This window comes from Pseudostreptobacillus hongkongensis, from assembly GCF_001559795.1.
Classification (GTDB): domain Bacteria; phylum Fusobacteriota; class Fusobacteriia; order Fusobacteriales; family Leptotrichiaceae; genus Pseudostreptobacillus; species Pseudostreptobacillus hongkongensis.
Genome location: NZ_LOHY01000013.1, coordinates 1 through 477, shown reverse-complemented (window position 1 = coordinate 477; position 477 = coordinate 1). Strand labels below are relative to the sequence as shown.

General features: G+C 34.4%; 1 pseudogene. It reads right to left on the bottom strand.

Annotated elements, in window-relative coordinates:
- A pseudogene (locus AYC59_RS00860) lies at positions 1-222 on the bottom strand (transketolase family protein); the annotation flags it as partial.
- Positions 223-477 lie beyond the last annotated feature (255 nt).

The following is a 477-nucleotide window of genomic DNA, read 5'->3' as shown; positions in this document are numbered from 1 at the left end:
CGTTGATGCAAATGTTATTTTACGTGTAGTTGCCAGACCAGCTGCTGTTCCTATTGAATTCGCTTCTGCTATCTCTACATTCATATATTTGTCAGGGATGTCTTTTGTGTAGAAAGTTGTCATATTAGATTTGGTTAAATTGGGTTCTATGACAACTACATCCTTTTTTTCTTTTCCTAGTTTATCTAATGCTTCTCCATTTGCTTGTCTAGTTTCTTTCATTTTACTTCTCCTCCTATTTCAATTCGTCCATAGCATTTTCATATTCTTCAAGACTTGGTGCTTTACCATGCCATCCACCATTATCTCCTATGAATGGAACGCCTTTACCTTTATGAGTTTTAGCAATAATTACTGTTGGTTGACCCTGAGTATTACGAGACGCTACTAAAGCTCTTCTAATTTGTTCAAAATATATTTATTACATGCCAATTAAATGCTTTAAACTTATCAGTTAAAGGTTCAACAGGCATAACT